This window comes from Leifsonia sp. Y862 (genome assembly GCF_057669585.1).
On the sequence record NZ_JBYHFR010000001.1, the window covers coordinates 1,128,996 to 1,145,583 of the forward strand.

15 protein-coding genes are annotated in these 16,588 nt (G+C 62.9%); 3 read left to right on the forward strand and 12 right to left on the reverse strand.

Features of this window, described 5'->3' with window-relative positions; genetic code table 11:
- Positions 1-57: 57 nt before the first annotated feature.
- From AC25Z0_RS05315 to AC25Z0_RS05330, 4 genes are all read right to left on the reverse strand, one after another.
- Entirely contained in the window at positions 58-1,443 is a 1,386-nt protein-coding gene (locus AC25Z0_RS05315; RefSeq protein ID WP_488132531.1) for a M14 family zinc carboxypeptidase, read from the reverse strand.
- A gap of 171 nt (positions 1,444-1,614) precedes the next feature.
- Positions 1,615-2,229, reverse strand: a complete 615-nt coding sequence (locus tag AC25Z0_RS05320) for an FMN-binding negative transcriptional regulator (RefSeq protein WP_488119156.1) — start codon at positions 2,227-2,229, stop codon at positions 1,615-1,617.
- A 63-nt stretch (positions 2,230-2,292) separates the two neighbouring features.
- A complete protein-coding gene (locus AC25Z0_RS05325) occupies positions 2,293-3,891 on the reverse strand; it encodes an ABC-F family ATP-binding cassette domain-containing protein (protein ID WP_488119526.1) in 1,599 nt (532 codons plus the stop codon).
- Between the two features lie 93 nt (positions 3,892-3,984).
- The gene (locus tag AC25Z0_RS05330; RefSeq protein ID WP_488119527.1) at positions 3,985-4,620 is read right to left on the reverse strand and encodes a TetR/AcrR family transcriptional regulator; all 636 of its coding nucleotides are present in this window, start codon (positions 4,618-4,620) and stop codon (positions 3,985-3,987) included.
- Between the two features lie 143 nt (positions 4,621-4,763).
- Here AC25Z0_RS05330 and AC25Z0_RS05335 point away from each other — a divergent pair, with 143 nt between their 5' ends.
- Positions 4,764-5,954 carry a flavin-containing monooxygenase gene (locus AC25Z0_RS05335; protein WP_488132532.1) on the forward strand — a complete coding sequence of 397 codons (1,191 nt, stop codon included), beginning with the start codon at positions 4,764-4,766 and terminating at the stop codon, positions 5,952-5,954.
- Positions 5,955-5,986: 32 nt separating this feature from the next.
- Here AC25Z0_RS05335 and AC25Z0_RS05340 read toward each other — a convergent pair whose 3' ends face one another.
- The 6 genes from AC25Z0_RS05340 to sufB all read right to left on the reverse strand — a co-directional run bounded on the left by AC25Z0_RS05340 (position 5,987) and on the right by sufB (position 11,468).
- The gene (locus AC25Z0_RS05340) at positions 5,987-7,195 is read right to left on the reverse strand and encodes a lipase family protein (protein ID WP_488132533.1); all 1,209 of its coding nucleotides are present in this window, start codon (positions 7,193-7,195) and stop codon (positions 5,987-5,989) included.
- 137 nt (positions 7,196-7,332) lie between these two features.
- The gene (locus tag AC25Z0_RS05345) at positions 7,333-7,662 is read right to left on the reverse strand and encodes a metal-sulfur cluster assembly factor (protein ID WP_488119159.1); all 330 of its coding nucleotides are present in this window, start codon (positions 7,660-7,662) and stop codon (positions 7,333-7,335) included.
- A gap of 4 nt (positions 7,663-7,666) precedes the next feature.
- Positions 7,667-8,431, reverse strand: coding sequence for a Fe-S cluster assembly ATPase SufC (sufC, locus tag AC25Z0_RS05350; protein WP_488119160.1), 765 nt, complete (start codon positions 8,429-8,431; stop codon positions 7,667-7,669).
- 76 nt (positions 8,432-8,507) lie between these two features.
- Complete coding sequence (locus AC25Z0_RS05355) at positions 8,508-8,834, reverse strand: non-heme iron oxygenase ferredoxin subunit (protein WP_488119161.1); 327 nt, start codon at positions 8,832-8,834, stop codon at positions 8,508-8,510.
- A 3-nt stretch (positions 8,835-8,837) separates the two neighbouring features.
- Positions 8,838-10,049 (reverse strand): Fe-S cluster assembly protein SufD, encoded by a 1,212-nt coding sequence (gene sufD / locus AC25Z0_RS05360; protein ID WP_488132534.1) that lies wholly within the window; start codon positions 10,047-10,049, stop codon positions 8,838-8,840.
- Entirely contained in the window at positions 10,050-11,468 is a 1,419-nt protein-coding gene (gene sufB / locus AC25Z0_RS05365; protein ID WP_488119163.1) for a Fe-S cluster assembly protein SufB, read from the reverse strand.
- 264 nt (positions 11,469-11,732) lie between these two features.
- Here sufB and AC25Z0_RS05370 point away from each other — a divergent pair, with 264 nt between their 5' ends.
- Entirely contained in the window at positions 11,733-12,671 is a 939-nt protein-coding gene (locus tag AC25Z0_RS05370) for a COX15/CtaA family protein (RefSeq protein ID WP_488132535.1), read from the forward strand.
- On the opposite strand, the gene AC25Z0_RS05375 is transcribed toward AC25Z0_RS05370, so the two are convergent.
- Together AC25Z0_RS05375 and AC25Z0_RS05380 are read right to left on the reverse strand one after the other, a co-directional pair.
- On the reverse strand, positions 12,668-13,213 hold the full coding sequence (locus AC25Z0_RS05375) for a dihydrofolate reductase family protein (protein WP_488132536.1): 546 nt from the start codon (positions 13,211-13,213) through the stop codon (positions 12,668-12,670). The genes AC25Z0_RS05370 and AC25Z0_RS05375 overlap by 4 nt on opposite strands.
- A 32-nt stretch (positions 13,214-13,245) precedes the next feature.
- A complete protein-coding gene (locus AC25Z0_RS05380) occupies positions 13,246-14,166 on the reverse strand; it encodes a heme o synthase (protein WP_488132537.1) in 921 nt (306 codons plus the stop codon).
- A gap of 293 nt (positions 14,167-14,459) precedes the next feature.
- Here AC25Z0_RS05380 and tkt point away from each other — a divergent pair, with 293 nt between their 5' ends.
- Positions 14,460-16,553 carry a transketolase gene (gene tkt / locus AC25Z0_RS05385; RefSeq protein ID WP_488132538.1) on the forward strand — a complete coding sequence of 698 codons (2,094 nt, stop codon included), beginning with the start codon at positions 14,460-14,462 and terminating at the stop codon, positions 16,551-16,553.
- Positions 16,554-16,588 lie beyond the last annotated feature (35 nt).

Below are 16,588 nucleotides of genomic sequence, written 5' to 3' on the forward strand. Positions count from 1 at the left end.
GGCAATGTGCCGCGGGATGGCAGGGCTGAGCGAGACGGCCCGCGCGCCCGAATCTCGTTACAGGGTGCCAGCGAAATACGCAGCGCCGGTGAGGATCGCCCCGTACTGCACTCCGACGAGCGAGGCGATCGGAATATCATCAGCATCGTTGTCGGCCGCGGCCTCTGCCTGCCACCGGGTGTAGAGGTCACGCATCCGCTCTGAAATGCGGCGCAGCTCTGCCGGCGCCGTGCCCGCGTTCACTTCTGCCTCGAACGCGCGCAGGAGCATTCCGCCGAATCGGAGCCGGAACATGTGAATCAGGTCTTCGCAGCCGAAGCGTTCGGCGACAGTTGCGGGGCGCTGGGATTCCGACTGCTTCGAACGAGCAACGTTCGACTCACCTGTCGACGTCATCATCGGCACGAAGGCGCGGGATGCGCGGATGAACGGGGTGTCGAGGCTGAGCATCGGCTCTGCCTGGTCAAGCAGCGAGTTCAGCTCTGTCCCGAAGTCAACGAATGTCTCACCGGTGCGTGCGAGAAGCGACGAATACGTCTCCTCGATCGGCACGGTGTTGTCGGCGTCGGCATGCTTCCAGTAGGGAAGCTCGGCGATCATCGACAGCGTGCCGTAGCGCAGGGCGTAGTCGCTGGAGGCATTGCCGCCGGAGCCCACCGGGAACGGGTCACCGCCGAGGGACTCGATCCAGTCATAAACCTCCTCCAGAGTGCCCGTGATGAAGATGGCCGGTGCGAGCTCCTTGAGATGCCCGCCTTCCGGCTCTCCCTTGTCGAGGGGAAGTCCAAGGCTCGCGGGCACAGCGGCCAGCAGGTCATAGATTTCCGGCACGTCGCGGGTGAGGTAGTAGTAGACGCCGCCCATTTCCGCGTTGTGCAGCGGGACGTAGAGGTCTGGCCTCGTGAGGTCGATGGCGCGAGCGAGCGCCTGCGTCTCTGGGAGCATGGCGTCGAAGTAGGCCTTCTTATAGGCCCATGGGAAGGTCCATTCGACCTGTTCGTTGGGTGCAGGTCGGTAGAACGCCCGCGCGTAGCTGCCACGATCGCCTGGTTCGTTGAACCAGCCTTCGTTGAGCCTGGCGCCGTCGGGATCGATGCACGGCACGATGTTCCAGCGCGCATCGAGACCGGCACGGAGCTCCTCATCGGTGACGAGCTGCTCAAGCAGGTGCACGGCTGTCCAGGCGCCGACCGGCTCATTCGGGTGCACTCCGCCGACGACGAGGTGCGACAGGCTGCCATTCCCGATCGAGTACATCCACAGGCCCTCTCCCAGACGGCTGGTTCCGATGCGCTGGGCGGTGATCAACTCCGGATTGTCAGCGTGCAGCTTCTCGAAGCGAGCGGTGAGCTCGTCCATGGTGGGGAAATACGTTCGATCGGGGACCGAGCTGACCCGCCGGAGAATGTCGTCAGGCGAACCGACCTGGATGTCACGACTCACAGTCGCAGATGATTCCACTGGTGCTGGTGTTCCTTTGTACTCGTGTGACTGTGTAGCGATTGCCGGACATCGGCACGACCGCGAAGCCTCAAGAATACGGGCCTGCACCTTCCTATTACCTGCGCAGGTCTTCCGCAGGCGCTGCCATCGGGCCAGTCGCTACAAACGCGCTCACTTGTCGTGCACCCTGCGCATCTCCGCTGCGAGGTCGGGGTGGGCGTAGTTCTCGCCGTGTTCGAGCTCGGCAACAACATGGCCGACGATCTCGTCTGTCTTGTCCTGGCTGAGCTTTGCGCGGGCCTCGAACCTGTCGACGAGCAGCCGGAATCCGACGGTGCCAGACACGATGCGGCGGCCGTACTCTTCGTTGTCCTCGAGCAGGTTCGGCTCTGGCAGCTTGTGTTCGAAGTGCTGCACGAGCGTGCTGAGCATCCGCCAATTCTCCTCATCACTCAGCACCTCTGGCGTGCCGTAGAGGTGCGCCGTGACGTGGTTCCACGTCGGCACAGCCGGCTTGCCGTCGTACCAGCCAGGCGACACGTAGCCGTGTGGGCCCTGGATGATGATCATGACCTCGTGCTCCCCCAGCTCAAGGGCGCGGTCGTCTGGACGACCGACATGACTGACGATGCTGATGCCGTCGCTATCCTCTTCCAGAATGACCGGATAATGCGACGCCACCAGTCCTTTCGCGGTACTGGAGACGATGGTTGCCCAGGGGTTCTCGCGGATCAACCGCTTGACTTCCTCAGGGTCTGTGACGATGTAGTCGGGGGTATAACGCATGGCGCCATCATGACAGAAAGGGCCGGGAATCAGATTCCCGGCCCTTCGTGTTGCTACACCCTGCTACGCAAGCGTGATCAGGTCGAGGTAGTCCTTGTTCCAGTGGTCTTCAACACCGTCAGGCAGGATGAGGACGCGCTCGGGGTTCAGCGCCTCGACGGCACCCTCGTCGTGGCTGACCAGGACAACAGCGCCGGCATAGTTCGCCAGGGCGTCGAGGATTTCCTCGCGGCTGGCTGGGTCGAGGTTGTTAGTCGGTTCGTCAAGCAGCAACACGTTGGCGCCGGAGACAACGATCATGGCCAGGGCGAGCCTGGTCTTCTCGCCACCAGACAGCACGCCGGCCAGCTTGTTGGAGTCATCACCGGTGAACAGGAACGAGCCGAGCACGCGCCTGGCTTCCATCTCAGTGATGTTGGGCGACGACGACACCATGTTCTGCAACACGGAGCGCTTGACGTCGATCGTCTCGTGCTCCTGGGCGTAGTAGCCGATACGCAGGCCGTGGCCGGGCAGGATCTCACCGGTGTCCGATTTGTCGACGCCGGCGAGCATGCGCAAGAGGGTGGTCTTTCCGGCACCGTTCAGGCCCAGGATGACGACCTTGGAGCCACGGTCGATCGCGAGGTCGACGGCCGTGAAGATCTCGAGGGAGCCGTAGCTCTTCGACAGGTTGGTCGCCATAAGCGGCGTGCGCCCACAGGGAGCAGGCTCTGGGAAGCGCAGCTTGGCCACGCGGTCGACAGCGCGCACTTCTTCCAGTCCGGAGAGCATCTTCTCAGCGCGAGCAACCATCTGGTGCGCTGAGGCAGCCTTGCTGGCCTTGGCGCCGAACTTGGCAGCCTGCAGCTGCAGGGTAGAGGCCTTCTTTTCGACGTTCGTGCGCTCCTTGCGGCGACGCTCCTCGTCAGATGCACGCTGGCGCAGGTAGTGCTTCCAGCCCATGTTGTACACGTCGATGACGGTGCGGTTCGCGTCGAGGTAGAAGACGCGGTTGACCGACTCGCCGACGAGCTCGATGTCGTGGCTGATCATGATGCATCCGCCGCGGTAGTTCTTGACGTATTCGCGCAACCAGACCACTGAATCGGCGTCGAGGTGGTTGGTGGGCTCATCGAGGATCATCGTCTCTGCGGCAGAGAACAGGATGCGTGCGAGTTCGATGCGTCGACGCTGTCCACCGGAGAGCGTCTTCAGCTGCTGGTCGAGGATGTGGTCTGGGAGGCTCAGGTTGCTGGCGATCGACGCAGCTTCCGCCTCGGCTGAGTAGCCGCCGAGCGCGTTGAACTGGTCGGTCAATCGGGAGTACTTGCGCATGGCGGCTGAGCTGACAGATTCATCCGAATCGCCCATAAGCAGGCTCGACTCATGCATTCCGAGCGCGATCGTGCCGAGGCCACGCGCATCGAGGATGCGCGTGCGGGCGAGCATCTCCGGGTCGCCTGAGCGCGGGTCCTGCGGCAGGTAGCCGATCTCACCGATGCGATCGATCTTGCCCTTGGTGGGCAGGGTCTCCCCCGCAAGCGTCTTGGTCAGTGTGGTCTTACCCGCACCGTTACGCCCGACCAGACCGATTTTGTCGCCTGCGGAGACGCGGAAATTCACGCCCTCCATGAGCACGCGTGCTCCAACTCGGATTTCGAGATCTTGCACACTGAGCACAGCAATAGTCCGTTCGAAGGTGATGGTGAGGTTCGGGTCCGACTGGACCAACTCTCTAGTATATTTCCTCGCGCGGCTGCCCGAGTACGCGCACTATGCCAACAGTGCCGTCAGGGACGTTCTGACCCACTGGCGATACGCATCCGCTGACCAGCCGATGTCGCCGACAAGAGACCGATAAATCTGCGGATGCCCGATGGACCAGAGCGCTGCGGCCGCCTCGTGGTCGCTCAGGCCGCTCCGCAACCCACGCAGCGCACGGAGGCGTGAGGCGGCTTCCCCATAGTTGTGCAGCCGTCTCGCAGAACGTCGCTGCTCCAGCTCTGCCACATCGGGGTCAACGGATGCCGCCTGGCTGATGACCTGGTTGATGCGAGCCGTGCGCTGGTTGACGTCAACGAACCAGTTGGTCATGATCGTCACCACATCGGCCGGCGTGCGCGCCTCACTGACCCGAGCGCGCATGACATCCGGAACGAGGGCAGGAGCATCTGGGCCAGCTGCGAGGTGGTCGAGCACCGCTGCCAGCAGCTCCGCTTTGCCGCCGATCGAGTTGTAAATCGTCTGCACCGCAACGTTTGCTTCCCGTGCGATAGCGGTGATGGATGTTGGGATGTACCCGCGCTCGAGCATCAGCGCACTGGCTGCCCTGACCACGGCATCCCGCGTCGCCGCGCTCTGTAGATCGCGTCTTGAGGGTCGAGTCGGCCGGGATTCCGCGGTTGTCATCACTTGATTAGCATACCGTTCCAGTGACTGGAGTGATATTCTAATCACTGATGACGCGGCACCGGACTGCTGTTGGTGGCTGTCCCCTGAGCGCCGTGCCAGATACTGTGTGCCACGAATCGGTCCACCGGCTGGAGGGCATCATGCACGACGATCACGCACCGCGTCTGCTCCACACCATTGTCATCGGCGGCGGCCAGGCAGGCCTCGCCGTTGCCCACGCACTGCAGAAACAGCTCGTCGCCGCGCGCGTTCATGCCAGCGATACGTCCATGCTGCCGACGGCGTGGATGCGCACAGAGGCGTCACTGCTCCCCGCCGAGCCGCTCGTGCTCGAGGCGCGGGACAGGGTCGGCGACGTGTGGCGCGATCGATGGGACTCGCTGGCTCTCTTCACACCGGCCAGGCACGATGGCCTCCCCGGCCTCAGGTTCCCTGCCCCACCAGACAGCATGCCAGGCAAAGACGCCGTTGCGGCGTATCACCAGTCCTATGCGGATCGGTGGGGCCTGAACATTCGCACGGGCACCGTCGTGAGCAGGGTGGCCATGACGCCCGAAGGGTGGCAGGTCAGCATTGCAGGCCCGGCCGCTGGTCCGATCGCCGGTCCAGCGGTATTTGTCACAGAGAACGTCGTCGTCGCGACGGGCTCCCATACTGTTCCACACATTCCAGCGATAGCGGGTGAGCTGGATCCCTCGATCGCCCAACTGCACACAACGGATTATCGTCGACCGTCGCTGCTCCCGGATGGTCCTGTGTTGGTCATCGGCGCGGGAACCTCAGGCTCAGAGATCGCACGCGAGCTGGCCCACACACATCCGGTCACGCTGGCCGGTCGCCCGACACCGCATGTTCCCGAAGCAGCGCTGCGGTATGCGAGTGGCGCGTACTGGCGCTTCATCAACTCCGTGCTCACCCGCAGCACGCCCATTGGCCGTCGCGCCGCGGTCGGCTTCACCCAGAAGGGTGCCCCGCTGATTGGCATTTCAACACGTGATATCGATGCCGCCGGCGTGACGAGGGTCGGCAGGATCGAGAGAGTGGATGACGGCCGGCCCGTCACAGAGGACGGCCAGCGCCTGACTCCCACCACCGTGATCTGGGCAACGGGATATCGCCCTGACTTCCGCTTCATCGACGGGCTGCCGCTTCGCCAGGACGGCTGGCCAGACCAGGATCGCGGCGTGCTGCCCGACCTGCCTGGTCTCTACTTCGTGGGGATTCCGTTCCAGTACGCGCTGACTTCCGCGCTCATGGGCGGGGTCGGTCGCGACGCAGCCTATGTCGCTGACCACATCGTGCATCGCTCCGGCGCGCGGCTCACGGCATAGCCAGGCGGCCGGCATAGCAGGCAGGCAACACATCAGGGACAGGTCGAGGCTGGCGGCGCTCCAGCGCTGGCGGCCGCAAAGAACTCCACGACCGTCGTCACAGCATCAAGAGCAACCGTGCCGTGCGTGGCCTTCGGAATCGTGTCGTAGATCACATGCTCCCCCGACGCACACTCTGCAGCGACGAATGCTGCAGTGGCAGCGGGAAGAACGAGAGTGTCCTTCTCCCCCTGCGCGATGAGCAAGGGAACGCCAAGCGGTTTTCCCCCTGGAGTGTTCAGAGCGAGCAGCGTTGCCCACGGTTCGATTGAGGTCGGGTTCACCGTGGTGTAATTCCCAACCAGCTTCTCGGCATCGGCGTGCAGCCAGGGGTGCTGACTGATCAGGCACAGCTGCGCCATAGCCGGAGTCGCTTTCGCGCCGGCCTCCGTGAGAATCGACGTCAGCGAGAGGCCTGGATACTCAGCCGCGTATACAGAGACGTAGGCCGAGAATGCATAGGAGCCGATCGTGACGCCTGAGGCATCGCTGAGATGATCGGCGAATAGCTGAGCAAGGTTTGCCGCCGGTGCCGCGACAGCGACGGCTGTGAGGTTCAGCTCTGGAGCGTACGACGCCGCATCCTGCCCGGCGAAGAGCGCGGCCTGGCCACCCTGCGAGTGTCCCCACAGCAGAAGATCGGCTCCGGCGTGTGCGTCTGGAATAAGGCGAGCCGCGCGTGCCACGTCAAGCACGCTGTTCCCCTCACTTGTACCGATGAGGTATGAATCGGGGCCGGCCACCCCGAGGCCCGGGTAGTCGGTGGAGACAACGACGTACCCGGCCTTCACCATGGCACGTGCCCCTTCGACCAGGAGGAACGGATCAACGCCTCGTGACGGCGCACAATGCTCGGCCGCACCGGTCGTTGGATGCGCCCAGGACACGATTGCCCGGTCCGACACCGCGCCAGACACATCAGGGGCCAGCACCGTGCCGGAGACCACGATGTCAGACCCGTGAACATCCCGCGAGTGATAGAGCACGCGCCACGCCTTGGTGCCGTCAGGCGCACTCTCAATGGGTTCAGTGCGCACGATGTCGCCTGGTTCCCCTGGGGCTACAGGCTCAGCAAGTTCATAGAACGACGCATCGGTCAGCTGTTCTGCTTCGCCCTCGACGAGACGCCTGTCCGTCGACAACGAACAGGCAGACAGTGTGGCCAGGGCACACACGAGCGCCACCATCAGGCTGGGCGCCACACGTCGACGATGCCGCACAATGCCCCATTTCGCACAAAACGGCATGTGCGCCGTTTCCACAAGTATGAAACTTATGGAAACGGCGCGCACGCCGAATTGGTGAAACAACGGACATCCGCCCGCTCACAGAACGAGTGTTAGATGGCGAACCCGAGGGCACGCATCATGTCACGGCCGTCATCGGTGATCTTTTCAGGACCCCACGGCGGCATCCACACCCAGTTGATGCGGAACTGGTCGACAACGCCATCGAGCGCCTCAGCCGTCTGCTCTTCGAGCACATCGGTGAGAGGGCAGCCAGCGGAGGTCAGGGTCATGTGGATGATGAGAGCGTCGTTCTCGTCATCCCAACCAAGGTCATAGATCAGACCGAGGTCGACGACGTTGATGCCGAGCTCTGGATCCATGACGTCTTTGAGCGCTTCTTCGATTTCGTCGTAGCGCGTGGGACTGAGCGTTGAAACCATGCGACTAGCCTACGTTCGACGCTTCGAGATAGCGATCGTATCCCTCATCTTCAAGACGGTCGGCCAGCTCAGAGCCACCCTGCTCTGCGACGCGTCCATTGACGAACACGTGCACGAAGTCCGGCTTGATGTAACGCAGGATGCGCGTGTAGTGCGTGATGAGGAGAATACCGAGGTCGGAGTTCTCCTTGGCACGGTTGACGCCCTCAGACACGATCTTCAGCGCGTCGACGTCGAGGCCAGAGTCGGTCTCGTCGAGCACGGCGAACTTCGGCTTCAGAAGCTCGAGCTGCAGGATCTCGTGACGCTTCTTCTCTCCACCGGAGAAGCCCTCGTTCACGTTGCGCTCTGCGAAGGACTTGTCCATGCGCAGCTTGGTCATTGCCTCACGGACTTCCTTGATCCAGCTGCGGATCGCGGGAGCTTCGCCGTCGATCGCGGTCTTCGCGGTGCGCAGGAAGTTGGTGACGGACACACCGGGGATCTCGACCGGGTACTGCATGGCCAGGAACAGACCGGCGCGTGCACGCTCGTCGACGGTCATCGTCAGCACCTCTGCGCCGTCGAGCAGGATGGATCCGCTCTCGACGTGGTACTTCGGGTGACCGGCGATCGTGTACGCCAGTGTTGACTTACCTGAGCCATTGGGGCCCATGATCGCGTGGATCTCGCCCTCGTTGATGGTGAGGTTGACGCCCCGCAGGATCTGCTTGGTGCCCTGGTCGGTCTCGACACTGACGTGCAGGTCTTTGATCTCAAGAACAGACATGAAATTCACTTTCTTCGTATAAAAATTGGCGTCTGGACGCCGGATGCTGTGCAGCGGACAGGTGCAGGTCTGGTTCTCAGACGGGAATGGTGACGGCCGGGTCGATGTAGACATCGCCGTCGACCAGTGACACCTGGTACACCGGCACCGGTTCGTAGGCTGGGAGCGTGATCGGCTTGCCGGTGCGCAGCGAGAACTTGGACCCGTGGGCCCAGCATTCAAGGGTGTCGTCTTCGACGAAACCCTCAGACAGCGAGATATCACCGTGGGTGCACGTGTCACCGATGGCGAAGACGTCGCCGGCTGAGTCGCGGACGACCGCGATGGGCAGCCCGTCGATCTCGACCTTGACAGCTTCGTTCGGCGTCAGGTCGTCGAGGGCACAAATCTTGACGGATGCCATGATCTACTTCACATCCGTTCCGCGGAGTTCTGCTTCGATCGCCTTCTGCAAGCGCTCTTCGAGCGCCGGCGAACCGATCTGCTGCACGATTTCGGTGAGGAATCCACGCACGACCAGGCGCCGGGCCTCGTCCTCCGAGATTCCACGGGACTGCAGGTAAAACAACTGCTCGTCATCAAAACGGCCGGTCGCACTCGCGTGGCCAGCCCCGAGGATGTCGCCGGTTTCGATCTCGAGGTTCGGGATCGAGTCTGCGCGCGTGCCCTCGGTGAGAACCAGGTTGCGGTTCTGCTCGTAGCTGTCGGTGCCAGGAGCTGAATTGCCGATGAGCACATCGCCGATCCACACGGTGCGCGCACCGTCGCCCTGCAGCGCACCCTTGTACGTCACACGGCTGCGGCTGTGGGGTGCGTCGTGGTTGACGTACACCTGCTGCTCGAGGTGCTGGCCGGCATCCGCGAAGTAGAGGCCGAGCGCCTCGATGTCGGAGCCTGCGCCGGCGAGGTGAATCGACGGGTTGACCCGAACGATGCTGCCGCCGAGGGATACGACAACGTGCTTGAGCCTGGCGTCGCGGCCGACGGAGGCGAAGTGGTTCGCGAGCTGCACGGCCGCGCCATCCCACTCCTGGAGCGTGACGACGGTGAGGTTCGCCGATTCGCCGAGGATGATCTCGACGTTCTCCGTGAGGCGGGCAGATCCGGTGTTCTGCAGGATCACAACGGCCTGGCTGAACGGCTTGGCCTCGATGATCGTGTGGGCTGCACGAGGAGCATCGCCAAGCTGGGCACGAGTGATCGTGATCTCCTTGGCCTCTTCACCGCTGACGGTGACGGCCAAGGCCTGCTCGAAGTTGGTCCAGGCGTTGGCGGATGCGCGCTCTTCAGGGGTGCCGGCGGTGCCGATCCTGGCGTCGTCGCGACCGACCCACTCAACGGAGATGCCGGGGGCATCCGTTGACTGGATCTGGTACGGCGAGCCGTCGAGGTCTCCCCCTGTAAGGTCGGTGAACTTGCCGACGGGAGAGAGCTTCCACACCGCTTCGCGACCGGTGACGGCCTCGAAGTCGGTGACGTTGACGCTCTTGAAGCGATCCGACCGTGTCTGAACGGGAACGAACCCGAACCGACCGTCTGAATGCTCTTTGATACCGTGCTGTTCGTTCGTGGGCATAGCTGTTGAAGCGCTTGATGCTGGCGCAGAGGCGGCGGTCATTTAGCCGACGGATCCTTCCATGCCCATTTCGATGAGCTTATTGAGTTCGAGGGCGTACTCCATCGGGAGCTCCCTGGCGATTGGTTCGATGAAGCCACGCACGATCATGGCCATGGCCTCGTCTTCAGGCATGCCGCGGCTCATCAGGTAGAAGAGCTGCTCTTCGCTGACCCGCGAGACCGTGGCCTCGTGGCCGAGCTGCACGTCGTCAACACGGATGTCGATGGCCGGGTACGTGTCTGAACGCGACTTGGTGTCGACCAGCAGCGCGTCGCAGCGCACGGTGTTCGCTGAGTGGTGCGCAGCGGCATCCACTCGCACCTCACCGCGGTATCCGGCGCGGCCGCCGCCACGGGCGATCGACTTGGAGACGATGGATGACTGCGTGTACGGAGCCATGTGGATCATCTTGGCGCCGGCATCCTGGTGCTGGCCGGGGCCGGCGAATGCGACGGACAGGGTCTCACCCTTGGCGTGCTCACCCATCAGGTAGATCGACGGGTACTTCATGGTGACCTTTGAGCCGATGTTGCCGTCGATCCACTCCATGGTCGCGCCTTCAGCAGCCGTCGCACGCTTGGTGACCAGGTTGTAGACGTTGTTCGACCAGTTCTGGATTGTCGTGTAGCGAACGCGGGCGTTCTTCTTCACGATGATCTCGACGACGGCGGAGTGCAGGGAGTCCGACTTGTAGATCGGGGCGGTGCAGCCCTCGATGTAGTGAACGTAGCTGCCCTCGTCGGCGATGATGAGCGTGCGCTCGAACTGGCCCATGTTCTCGGTGTTGATGCGGAAGTAGGCCTGAAGCGGGATCTCGACGTGCACGCCAGGCGGCACGTAGACGAAGGATCCGCCCGACCACACGGCCGTGTTGAGGGCGGCGAACTTGTTGTCGCCGGAGGGGATGACCGTGCCGAAGTACTCTTCGAAGAACTCCGGGTGCTCCTTGAGCGCCGTGTCGGTGTCCATGAAGATGACGCCCTGGGCTTCGAGTTCTTCGTTGATCTGGTGGTAGACAACCTCTGACTCGTACTGGGCTGCGACACCGGAGACGAGGCGCTGGCGCTCTGCCTCTGGGATGCCGAGTTTCTCGTACGTGTTCTTGATGTCGTCAGGAAGGTCGTCCCAGGTCTGGGCCTGCTTCTCCGTCGAGCGGACGAAATACTTGATGTTGTCGAAGTCAATCTCAGAGAGGTCTGCGCCCCACGTCGGCATTGGCTTGCGCTCAAAAAGCTGCAGGGCCTTCTGGCGGCGGTTCAGCATCCATTCTGGCTCGCTCTTCAGCGCCGAAATGTCGGCAACAACCTCCGGCGAAATTCCGCGCCGCGCAGATGCGCCAGCGGCGTCAGGGTCTGACCAACCGAATTCGTAGGTACCCAGCCCCTCAAGTTCGGGGCGGTCAAGCAGGACATCCGACATACTTACCTCTTCTCCTATCCACAACAACCCGGATATCAGTCCGGTCATTCCCGGACAGCACTCCAGAAGGAGACCCTGCGCGGGAACGGATTGTGTGGACGGCTACATTGCGTACCTAAGATGTTCATGGACTATTCGCGCGTGTTGCCCGCCGGGCACATCACTTGCACGATCCATGAAACACCTAATTCTACAGGTTGAATGTGGGTTTAGTAGTGGTCACACGGCGATTTCACAAGTCTTGACGAACAAGGAGTAAAACAGTTGAAGCGGATCTGGGCACTGGTACCCGATCGGGTTGATGTACGACTGCGTGTGATCGCGTGGGTGTACCTCGCCGCTCAGATCCTCTTGATCGGCACTGGCGGACTTGTACGACTGACCAGTTCTGGGCTCGGCTGCCCCACCTGGCCGAAGTGCACCGACGAATCGATCGTGAACACCCCTGAAATGGGCATCCACGGCATCATCGAGTTCGGAAACCGCCTGCTCGGCGTCGCACTTGGCCTGCTGGCGATTCTCGCGTTCATTGCCATCTTGCGCGTGCGGAAGTCTCGCCCCGACCTGTTCTGGCTCACCCTGCTCGCCGGCCTCGGCATCCCTGCACAGGCCGTCATCGGCGGCATCAGCGTGCTGACCCAGCTGAACCCGTACGTCGTCGGGCTGCACTTCGTCGTCTCTGCTGTGCTCGTCGGCCTCTGCACCGCGTTCCTGCAGCGCACGTACACGACGCCCGGCCCACGTGCTGCCGCGGTCCCCCGCTGGTACCTGATCCTCACCCACATCACGAGTTTCGTGGTTGCCATCACCGTGCTCGTCGGCATCATGACGACTGGCTCAGGCCCGCACGCCGGTGATGCGGACGCTCCTCGCAACGGCCTGAACTCCGAGCTGATGCAGCACTTCCACGCCTGGCCCGCATACGCGACCTTCGTGCTCACCATCGTGCTCGTCGTCGCCGCGATCCGCTTGCAGCTGCCCACCAGGCTGTGGGCCATGCTGCTGCTGGGCGTCGAACTGGTCCAGATTGCCGTCGGACTCCTGCAGGCGAACCTGGGCCTCCCCGCCATGCTCGTCGGCATCCACATGGTGCTGGCCAGCGCGCTCGTCGCTGCGATGGTGGCCGTGATCCTGAACCTGAAGCTGCCTGTCGCTTCCGTGCCGGACGCCACCTCAGAGCGCTTGGAGTCGGCCGCCCGCTAGCTGCGGCTGCCTGACAGGCTGTATGCGAGTTCCAGGGCGCCGTTCGACAGCGCCCTGGTCCGCTGCAGCGTGAGCGGACTCGTTGGGCCTGAGAGCGGCAGCAGTCGCTTTCCGGCGCCAAGCAGGATCGGAACGATGCTGAGCAGCAGCTCGTCGAGCAGGCCGGCATCCGCGAACTGCGCAGCGACGTTGCCGCCGCCCATCACCCAGACGTTCTTGCCGGCCGCCGCCTCGAGCGAGGCAGAGTGCACGGCCGTCACATCACCGTGGTGAAAGCGGATGTCGGCGCCGGGTACCGCAGGCAGCGTGCGTGATGTGAGCACCCACACTGGCAGCACGCCATAGGCCCACGACTCGTCGGCACCAAGGAGGTATTCGTAGGTCGTGGCGCCCATAACGATCGCGCCGACCCAGCGCATGAAGTCGTCATAGCCGGCCTGAAAAGGCTCGAAGCCGAACTGCAGCAGCCACTCGATGCGGTCATTCTCGTCGGCGATGAAACCGTCAATCGTCGACGCGACGAAGTACTGAGTGATTCCCATGCCCGGACTCTAGCCCGGACTCACGGTGCTTTCTAGAAAGGCAGCAGTGGGTCGATGGCCACCGCGAGGAACACCAGCGTGAGGTAGGTGATCGAGCCGTGGAACACCCGCATCGGTGAAACGTGCTCGTGACGAATGGCCAGGTTGTACAGGCGGTGCGTCTCGTAGATGAACCAGCCACCGCTCGCGAGAGCGACGACGGTGTAGACCACGCCCATCTGCGCGATCGGAATCAGCAGCAACGAGCACGCGACAGTCGCCCATGCGTACAGGATGACCTGCAGTCCGACCTGGGTGCGCCCGCGGACGACGGCCAACATCGGCACGCCGGCTGCCTGGTAGTCGTCGCGGTACTTCATGGACAGCGGCCAGTAGTGCGGCGGGGTCCAGAGGAAGATGATCGCGAAGAGGATGAACGGCGGCCACGACAGATCGCCGGTCACGGCAGCCCAGCCGATGAGTACCGGCATGCAGCCGGCCACTCCGCCCCAGATGATGTTCTGCGCGGTGCGGCGCTTGAGGATAATCGTGTAGAAGACCACGTACAGCAGGATGGCGCCGAGTGACAGCGCTGCGGCCTGCCAATTTGTGAAGACAAGCAGCCACACGATGGATGCGATTCCGAGCACCCACGCGAATACGAGTGCCTGGCGGTCGGTCAGCTCTCCCGTCACCAACGGACGATCTTTGGTCCGCTTCATGATGCGGTCGATATCGCGGTCGATGTAGCAGTTGAAGGCACCTGCAGACCCGGCACTCAGCGAACCACCGATGAGAGTGGCAAGCATGAGCCACAGGTTCGGGATGCCCCGCTCCGCCAGAATCATGGTGGGTGCGGTGACAACGAGTAGCAGTTCGACAACACGCGGCTTCGTCAGGGACAGATAGGCCTTGAAAGTCTGCCGGACGCTTGTCGATCCGCTTGTGGTCCGGGTCTCTACAGCGACGTCCATTGCTCCTCTTACGTATTGCATTTTCACTAATCCTAAGTCATCTCGGCACCTTGTGTGTGCGCTCCGAATTGCTCAAAGTGTCGCTGAGAGACGGCCGATTCTGACACGAACTTCTCAGGGTTCCCTATACTGAATGTGCTCGCCAATCAACGCGACTGGATCAATGCGCCCTTGTGAGCGCTCGGTTCAGCGCCGCTGAGATGCCGAAGATGTCTACCGGCGCGCTACACCTCTATTCGGAGCGCGGGTCATTGACCACCTGCCCTCTTTGTACTCAGAAGGGTCGATTTCAAGTGGCAGCATTGCAGTGGGATTCCATTGACAGCAAGGCAGTAGACACGGCGCGCATCCTTGCGGCAGACGCCGTGGAGAAGGTTGGAAATGGGCACCCTGGCACAGCCATGAGCCTCGCACCCGCCGCCTATCTGTTGTTCCAGAAGGTCATGCGGCGCGACCCGGCCGACAACGAGTGGATCGGTCGCGACCGCTTCATCCTCTCCGTCGGTCACAGCTCGCTGACCCAGTACGTACAGCTTTACTTCGGTGGCTACGGCCTCGAGCTCGACGACCTGAAGGCGCTCCGCACGTGGGGCTCCAAGACTCCGGGACACCCGGAGTACGGACACACCGATGGTGTCGAGATCACGACGGGCCCGCTGGGCCAGGGCCTGGCATCCGCTGTCGGCTTCGCATACGCCGCACGCTTCGAGCGTGGACTGTTCGACCCCGAAGCACCGGCGGGCACCAGCCCGTTCGATCACTTCACCTACGTCATCGCCGGTGATGGCGACCTGCAGGAAGGTGTCACCAGCGAGGCATCATCGCTCGCCGGCCACCAGAAGCTCGGCAACCTGATCGCGATCTACGACAGCAACCAGATCTCCATTGAAGACGACACCAACATCGCCTTCACCGAAGACGTCAAGGCTCGTTACGAGGCGTACCACTGGGACGTCCAGGTCGTTGACTGGAAGAAGACCGGCGAATACGTCGAAGACATCCAGGCACTGAACGACGCCATCGAGGCAGCCAAGGCCGTCACGGACAAGCCGTCGCTCATCATCCTCAAGACCATCATCGGATGGCCGAGCCCGAAGAAGCAGAACTCTGGCAAGATCCACGGTTCAGCCCTCGGCGCAGAGGAACTCGCCGCAGTGAAGACGGTTCTGGGCTTCGACCCAGAGCAGAGCTTCGAGGTCGCTGACGAGGTCATCGCCCACACCCGCAAGGCCCTCGTCCGTGGCGCAGAGCAGCACGCAGAGTGGAATGTCTCCTTCGAGGCTTGGGCAACGGCCAACCCTGACAAGAAGGTCCTGCTTGACCGCATCCTCACGGGCGACCTGCCGGATGGCGTCGAAGAGGCACTGCCCGTCTTCGAAGGTGGCAAGGAAGTCTCGACTCGCGCGGCATCCGGCAAGGTGCTGAACGCACTCGGCCCGGTCATCCCCGAGCTGTGGGGCGGCTCAGCCGACCTCGCAGAGTCGAACAACACCACCATCGAGGGCGCAGCATCCTTCGTGCCGGCAGAGCACTCCACCGGTGCATGGACGGGCAACGAGTACGGCCGCGTGCTGCACTTCGGAATCCGCGAGCACGCCATGGCCGCGATCCTGAACGGCATCGTCCTGCACGGAAACACCCGCCCGTTCGGCGGAACCTTCCTGATCTTCAGCGACTACATGCGTCCGGCCGTTCGTCTTGCCGCCCTCATGAAGGCGCCGTCGATCTTCGTCTGGACCCACGACTCCGTCGCACTCGGCGAAGATGGCCCGACACACCAGCCGATCGAACAGCTCGCAACGCTCCGCGCGATCCCGGGTCTTGACGTTGTTCGCCCCGGCGACGCGAACGAGACCGCCTGGGCATGGAAGACCATGCTTGAGCGTCGCAACGGACCAGCCGGCATCGCGCTGACCCGCCAGAACATCCCCGTGTACGAGCGTGGAGAAGGCGCAGCTTCCGGTGACGTCTTCGCCTCGGCCAGCAACGTCGCCCAGGGCGCATACGTTCTGGCGGAGGCCGCAAACGGCACGCCGGACGTCATCCTGATCGCCACCGGTTCAGAGGTTCAGCTTGCCGTTGAGGCCCGCGAGGCTCTCAAGGCAGACGGCATCAACGCTCGCGTTGTGTCCGCCCCCAGCCTGGAGTGGTTCGAAGAGCAGAGCGCCGAGTACCGCGAGTCGGTTCTGCCGGCCGCCATCACCGCGCGGGTATCGGTTGAGGCCGGAATCGCGTTGACATGGAAGAGCTATGTAGGCGACAAGGGACGCAGCGTCTCGATCGAGCACTTCGGCGCATCGGCCGACTACAAGACCCTGTTCCGCGAGTTCGGTATCACCACAGAAGCTGTGGTCGCCGCCGCCAAGGAATCGCTCGCAGCGCACTAATTGCCAACTGGTTTAGCGGGGGCTGCATCCCAGCC

Bases quoted from the DNA above. Each gene is read 5' to 3' on its own strand.
- AC25Z0_RS05320 (WP_488119156.1), bottom strand. From the start codon at position 2,229: ATGCGTTATACCCCCGACTACATCGTCACAGACCCTGAGGAAGTCAAG.
- AC25Z0_RS05330 (WP_488119527.1), bottom strand. From the start codon at position 4,620: ATGACAACCGCGGAATCCCGGCCGACTCGACCCTCAAGACGCGATCTA.
- AC25Z0_RS05335 (WP_488132532.1), top strand. From the start codon at position 4,764: ATGCACGACGATCACGCACCGCGTCTGCTCCACACCATTGTCATCGGC.
- AC25Z0_RS05345 (WP_488119159.1), bottom strand. From the start codon at position 7,662: ATGGTTTCAACGCTCAGTCCCACGCGCTACGACGAAATCGAAGAAGCG.
- sufC (WP_488119160.1), bottom strand. From the start codon at position 8,431: ATGTCTGTTCTTGAGATCAAAGACCTGCACGTCAGTGTCGAGACCGAC.
- AC25Z0_RS05355 (WP_488119161.1), bottom strand. From the start codon at position 8,834: ATGGCATCCGTCAAGATTTGTGCCCTCGACGACCTGACGCCGAACGAA.
- sufD (WP_488132534.1), bottom strand. From the start codon at position 10,049: ATGACCGCCGCCTCTGCGCCAGCATCAAGCGCTTCAACAGCTATGCCC.
- sufB (WP_488119163.1), bottom strand. From the start codon at position 11,468: ATGTCGGATGTCCTGCTTGACCGCCCCGAACTTGAGGGGCTGGGTACC.
- AC25Z0_RS05375 (WP_488132536.1), bottom strand. From the start codon at position 13,213: ATGGGAATCACTCAGTACTTCGTCGCGTCGACGATTGACGGTTTCATC.
- AC25Z0_RS05380 (WP_488132537.1), bottom strand. From the start codon at position 14,166: ATGGACGTCGCTGTAGAGACCCGGACCACAAGCGGATCGACAAGCGTC.